Below are 5,731 nucleotides of genomic sequence, written 5' to 3'. Positions count from 1 at the left end.
CGCTGCGCACCGGCTTTGATCATGAAGGTTTCTTCGGTACAGGTGAGTCCGGCGAGAAAAAATAGTACCGGAACGCGTTGAATTTTTGCCTGCGGCGGTTGATACACCGAAAAGCGCATCGGCAAACCGATAGTTTCCGACGAATGCTGATAGTAGCTCTGGATGCCGTCAAAGCAGCCGTGCTGGCTGCGTGTTTCCAGTTCAGCCATGATCAGTAAATTACCACGGAGCGAATGGATTCACCGCTTTTCATCAACTGAAAACCGTCGTTGATTTTATCCAGCGGCAGGGTATGGGTGATCAGCGAATCGATGTCGATTTTTCCTTCCATATACCAATCGACGATCTTGGGTACATCGGTGCGGCCCCGCGCACCACCGAAAGCGGAGCCTTCCCACTTGCGGCCAGTAACCAGTTGGAAAGGGCGTGTGCTGATTTCCGCGCCAGCTTCCGCGACGCCAATGATGATGCTGCGCCCCCAACCTTTGTGTGTGCATTCCAGAGCCTGGCGCATGACTGTGGTGTTGCCGATACATTCAAAGCTGTAATCTGCGCCACCGTCGGTCAGCTGCACCACGGCATCCACGATATTCGGCACATCATTTGGGTTGATGAAATGCGTCATGCCGAATTTGCGTGCCATTGCTTCGCGTTCAGGATTGATATCGATGCCGATGATTTTGTCGGCGCCAACCATGCGTGCGCCTTGAATCACGTTCAAGCCGATCCCGCCCAGACCGAACACTGCCACGTTCGCGCCGGCCTCAACCTTGGCGGTATAGATTACCGCGCCAAGGCCAGTGGTGACACCGCAACCGATATAGCAAACTTTATCAAAAGGAGCGTCTTCACGAATTTTTGCCAGCGCGATTTCAGGCGCAACGGTGAAATTGGAGAATGTCGAGGTGCCCATATAATGAAATAGCGGTTTTCCATCCAGAGAAAAACGCGATGTGCTATCCGGCATCAGGCCTTTGCCTTGGGTGCTGCGGATGGCCTGGCATAAATTGGTTTTTTGGGATAGACAGAATTTACATTCGCGGCATTCCGGCGTGTAGAGTGGAATGACATGATCACCTTTACGCACTGATTTTACGTTGGGCCCGACATCCACCACTACACCCGCACCTTCATGACCCAGGATGGTCGGGAAAAGACCCTCGGGATCAGCGCCGGATAGCGTGTAATAATCGGTATGGCAAATGCCAGTGGCTTTGATTTCGACCAATACTTCACCAGATTTCGGGCCTGCCAAATCGACTTGTTCGATCGTTAATGGCTCGCCGGCTTTCCATGCGACTGCAGCTCTTGTTTTCATTGGGGTTTATCCTTGTTGTATTTTGTGATTGCGCAGATGCGCCAGTAAACCGCGGCTGGCTTCCTCGACCATATCCAGCACTTGCTCAAATCCTTGCTGTCCGCCAAAGTAAGGGTCGGGTACTTCGCCATTCGCAGAGGCATTTTCGCTATACTGCATGAACAGTTGAATTTTGCTGATATGATGCTGTGGGCTGCGTTGCTGCAATAAGGTGAGGTTTTCGTTGTCCATTGCAAGAATATAATCAAATTCCTCAAAATCACTGGATTTCACCGCGCGGGCGCGCAGTTCGTGCATTTTGTATCCGCGCTGTAATGCCGTATGCTGTGCACGATGATCTGGCGGGTTGCCAATATGATAAGCATGCGTGCCCGCGGAATCCACTTCAATCATGTGATCTGCCCCGGCTGATTTGACAATATGCCGAAACACCGCGTCGGCAGTTGGTGAGCGGCAAATGTTTCCCATGCAGACAAATAGTACTTTTATTTTTTTATCCTGGTTCATGATTATTGCGACTCTGGGCTGGTAGATTATTAATAATATTCGATGAGTCGCCATAAGTCCTGTCCTTGGCAAATCATCACGCTGTGTTTTTAGCACACTTCAGGCTTTTCTGAATTAACCTAAAGTTTACTAATACGTGATTAAACTTGGCAAGCCATCTTTTTGGAAACTCTAAAGTGATTCTATTCCATTGATGTCATAATGCTTATGTCGGCTCAATATATGATTGCCGTTTAGCGGGTTGTTAAAAAACTAACTTTCATCGAAAACATTTATTGTTAACATTGCAGTTTTAAGGTGCGCATAACACATAATAAAAATTTGACACCTAACTGATATTAGTAACAGGGATAATACCTATCATGACACAAATACACGATCAAATTCTGCCTGAGGGCACTCAAATTGGCGTCTATGAAATCAAAGGCGTTGCAAAAGTCGGTTCATTTGATATCACTTATCGTGCCTGGAATCATCATCTTAAAGAACGGGTGAAAATACGCGAGTATTTTCCTTATGATTTTGCCAAGCGTGCAATGAATGGTCCTGGCGTCGAACCCAAATCTCTCTATCAGGCTGATAGAGAAAATTATGACTATGGATTAAAGGCATTTCTGGATCAGGCTGAGGTTCTTACACAGATCGAGCATCCTAATATTGCTGTGACAGAAAACGTTCTCTCATTGAATGGGACAGCTTACCTGATTATGGGTGTCCAGGAAGGTATGCCACTTGCTAAGTTGTTAGAGGCGAAGGCATCTTTGGCCGAAGCAGAATTAAAATTTATACTGGTATCGGTGTTGAGTGCTTTGCAGAAAATACACGAACACAAAATCGTGCATGGCGGTATCCAGCCGGCGGTGATTCTTATCGGGAAGGAAGGTGAACCGTTACTGATCAATTTTTCTGCTGCGCGATTGGCGATTGCTGCGCGTACTCCAGGGCTTGCTGAGGAGTTAGCCATCGGCTATGCGCCTGCGGAACAATATGAATCCGGCAACAATCCTGGACCCGCAACCGATTTCTATGCATTGGGTGCAGTACTCTATGCGTGTATGACACATCAATCACCTGTTGCAGCACAGACCAGGAAAATGACCTTAAGCCGGGGAGAATCTGACCCGATGAGCAATCTTTCCGGATCTCCGGACATCGCCTATAGTGCTGAATTATTGCAAGCGGTTCAGTGGATGTTGCGACCAGAATATCAGGATAGGCCGCAATCGGCAGAGGAGATTTTGGCGCTGCTGAAATCAGAGCATATTAGTGAAACGAAAACTTCAGCCGCAAATCAGATGACTACAGAGCCAGTTGCCCATAGTCGTTCGACTGCTAATAACAAGCTGTTGATGGGTGTCATGGTCGGTATCGTTGCTTTGGTAACAGTTGGCTTGTGGTTCGACGAAAATCCTGCGGGGTCATCGGATGACGGATCAGGTACTGTCGCCACTGAGCCCTTATTTCAACGCAATCCAGGCAAAGTTATTGGTGTCCCAGAGATAAAAGAAGATTCATCTGTTGCTTCGGTTACAACTGAATCAGATCAAGCATCCGGCTCAGAAAAAATATCCGAGACCGCGCAAGAAGTAGTGAATGAGGCTGAAAATCAACCAGCAGAAAGCATGCCTTTTCTGGAGAGTCTGGCGATTGTTGAGCCGGAACGTAATGCTAGGGAAGCTACCGAACCGGTATCTGACAACGCTCAGCGATTAGCGGCGACTGATGCTCCACTGCCTCAATCCGCGCAGCAGAATTCGCCGGTAAAACCAATAGATGAAGGTTTAATTAAAAAACATTTGGCTGCCGCTGAAAAAGCCATGACAGCAGAGCGCTTCACCACACCTGCAAGAGACAATGCCTATAAATACTACCAGATGGTGCTGGCGATTGAGTCCAATAACACAGAAGCGCTTGCAGGATTGCAGCGGATGGTGGATCGGTATATTCAGTTTATTGAAAAATCAAAGGCTGAAGGTAAACTGGATGCGGCTAGGCTTTATTTGCAAAGAGCGGAGTCTGTGTTACCCGATGACCCTAAGCTACAGAAAATTCGGGCTGAACTGACGAACGCTCAATAAGGCACTTCGCCGCGCCAAGCAGCGAAGTATCCGGTAGCTAGGTGTCTCACTGCGAGATGGCAGTTCAACCAATTTGTATGATTTTGGCCACTGATGGCGTTCCATTAAGATTCCATACGAAAAGCATATAAAAGCCCGGAGGAGCTGCATTGGCTGAGGCGGGAGTTTTTACCGTTACGATGCGGTTACCTTTTTGTGTGGTCGGCAGGTTAAAAAAACGAGTCTCATTATTGAACGCATGCGTAGTGGCACCAATGCGCACCAATGTGATTCTGGAAATGTTTTCAGTTGCTTCGATAGAAAATTGCTGATTCCAGCTAATCATGGTTGTTGGAGCATCCACGATAACCGGCCGGGGAGAGAATTGGCCGCTGCCATCTTTTTTAAATAAGTAAGGCGGGTAATAGATTTGACCATTAAGTTGAGTTAAAGGGCCTGGCGTGCCGCCGCCTCCGGTAATCACGCTTCCATCGGGAAGAAGCAGTGAAGTTGAGTGATACAGGCGAGGAGTGGCCGCTTTGGCTGTCGATTTCCATACTCTTGTATTTGGATTCCAAAGCTCAGAATCTAGAGCTGCGCCAACCAAATCGTTGCCGGTTGATGATCCGCCATTGACCCAGACGGAACCATTGGCGAGTACGGTCGCATTGCTATATTGACGATTTTTTGCCAGGGTGCCGCCCGAAGTCACGGCAGGTTCGCCATTGCCACTGATGTTGACAACAAGCGCTGTGCGATTGTCGCGAATGGATAGTATACGGCCTGGAGCATACATTATGCTTGGCAAGCTGTTAAGGCCAGGTGCTATGGTCGATGCATACTTTGAGAGTGTGCCGGTGCCTGATGTATTGAGCTTGTACATTGCGCCGTCGTGCCCGAGAATAAACAACTTGCCCTGTGGGTTTACCCAGGCCCGGGGATAAAACCAGGCTTCTTCTCCAGTGCCACCCAGCGCTCCGTAAGCAGCGTCACTGGTTGCTGAACTAAGCGCACGCCAGAGGCCATTTTTTGCACGCACTTCCGGCGTTGGTGAATAGGTTGCTACAGTAGCGGGTATCGTTCGTGTTCCTGGAAAATCCCTGCTGTTACGGCCACCCATCACAACATGCTGACCATTGGGCAATGTTACTGCAGTCGCGTACCAACGCTTAAATGTCATATTCTGGGGAAGGTGTGTCAGGGTGTCGGTAGACGAGTCAAAAATATTCACGTTATTGTGAGCATACTGTCTCTTCGTGTTCAAAAAGGCGTCACCGCCGAAAAAAAGACCGCGGCCATCTGGAAGATGCGCCTGACCAGCACAATAAATGTCGGTAAGGGTTGTATTGGGTAATGTCTCAAATGCATTGGTTTCAATGCCGAGCGACGGATCCCAGATAACGTAGAGCAGATTGCCAATCTGCGTGCCCACAGTATCGGTTCCGTAAGCAATTACTCGTCCATCCGGCATCAACATCATTGCGATCGGTACCACAGGCCAGTCGTGCAGTAGGCCGAATCTGCCTTTCAGATGCGCCTGTGATCCGGCTGCCACCGCGGGAGCGTTGCTTCCTTGAAGGAAAAAAAACAAGGCCAGCACACTGGGTAAAAGATACTTTAGATGCCGAATTCTTTGAGCAGAAAGAGATCTCTTAAACATCATTATCTCCTGATATTAAAAGTATGCGGATATTGATAATGGATTGTTATATTTCTGTTAAAAATAGTAAAGAGAATTCCACGTTCAAATAATAGAAAATATAAAGTAAAGGACAAATAAATATCCGAGTTTCTTATAAGCAGCGCTGTTAAGCGCCCGCTGTATTATTTTTTCCTTGTTGCTGGTGAA

Annotated in this window: 4 protein-coding genes and 1 pseudogene; 1 reads left to right on the top strand and 4 read right to left on the bottom strand. The window is 48.0% G+C overall.

Annotated features, from left to right (window positions below; translation table 11 throughout):
- The 3 genes and pseudogenes from Q0C11_RS14240 to Q0C11_RS14230 form a co-directional block, all read right to left on the bottom strand.
- Window positions 1–209 (bottom strand): annotated as a pseudogene (locus Q0C11_RS14240) (alpha/beta hydrolase-fold protein); the annotation flags it as partial.
- A 2-nt stretch (window positions 210–211) separates the two neighbouring features.
- Window positions 212–1,318: an S-(hydroxymethyl)glutathione dehydrogenase/class III alcohol dehydrogenase gene (locus Q0C11_RS14235; protein ID WP_293009086.1), complete on the bottom strand. Its 1,107-nt coding sequence runs from the start codon at window positions 1,316–1,318 to the stop codon at window positions 212–214.
- A gap of 6 nt (window positions 1,319–1,324) precedes the next feature.
- The gene (locus Q0C11_RS14230; protein WP_293009084.1) at window positions 1,325–1,825 is read right to left on the bottom strand and encodes a low molecular weight protein-tyrosine-phosphatase; all 501 of its coding nucleotides are present in this window, start codon (window positions 1,823–1,825) and stop codon (window positions 1,325–1,327) included.
- 362 nt (window positions 1,826–2,187) lie between these two features.
- Between Q0C11_RS14230 and Q0C11_RS14225 the strand changes: the two genes are divergently transcribed.
- Window positions 2,188–3,903, top strand: coding sequence for a protein kinase (locus Q0C11_RS14225; protein ID WP_293009081.1), 1,716 nt, complete (start codon window positions 2,188–2,190; stop codon window positions 3,901–3,903).
- Window positions 3,904–3,967: 64 nt separating this feature from the next.
- On the opposite strand, the gene Q0C11_RS14220 is transcribed toward Q0C11_RS14225, so the two are convergent.
- Window positions 3,968–5,545 carry a galactose oxidase-like domain-containing protein gene (locus Q0C11_RS14220; RefSeq protein WP_293009079.1) on the bottom strand — a complete coding sequence of 526 codons (1,578 nt, stop codon included), beginning with the start codon at window positions 5,543–5,545 and terminating at the stop codon, window positions 3,968–3,970.
- Window positions 5,546–5,731 lie beyond the last annotated feature (186 nt).

Origin of the sequence: Nitrosomonas sp. (assembly GCF_022842015.1) — a bacterium.
In the GTDB taxonomy this organism is placed as follows: Bacteria; Pseudomonadota; Gammaproteobacteria; order Burkholderiales; family Nitrosomonadaceae; genus Nitrosomonas.
The sequence above is the reverse complement of the archived record's forward strand: the minus strand, read 5'-3'. Positions and strand labels throughout refer to the sequence as shown.

Bases quoted from the DNA above. Each gene is read 5' to 3' on its own strand.
- Q0C11_RS14230 (WP_293009084.1), bottom strand. From the start codon at position 1,825: ATGAACCAGGATAAAAAAATAAAAGTACTATTTGTCTGCATGGGAAAC.
- Q0C11_RS14235 (WP_293009086.1), bottom strand. From the start codon at position 1,318: ATGAAAACAAGAGCTGCAGTCGCATGGAAAGCCGGCGAGCCATTAACG.
- Q0C11_RS14220 (WP_293009079.1), bottom strand. From the start codon at position 5,545: ATGATGTTTAAGAGATCTCTTTCTGCTCAAAGAATTCGGCATCTAAAG.
- Q0C11_RS14225 (WP_293009081.1), top strand. From the start codon at position 2,188: ATGACACAAATACACGATCAAATTCTGCCTGAGGGCACTCAAATTGGC.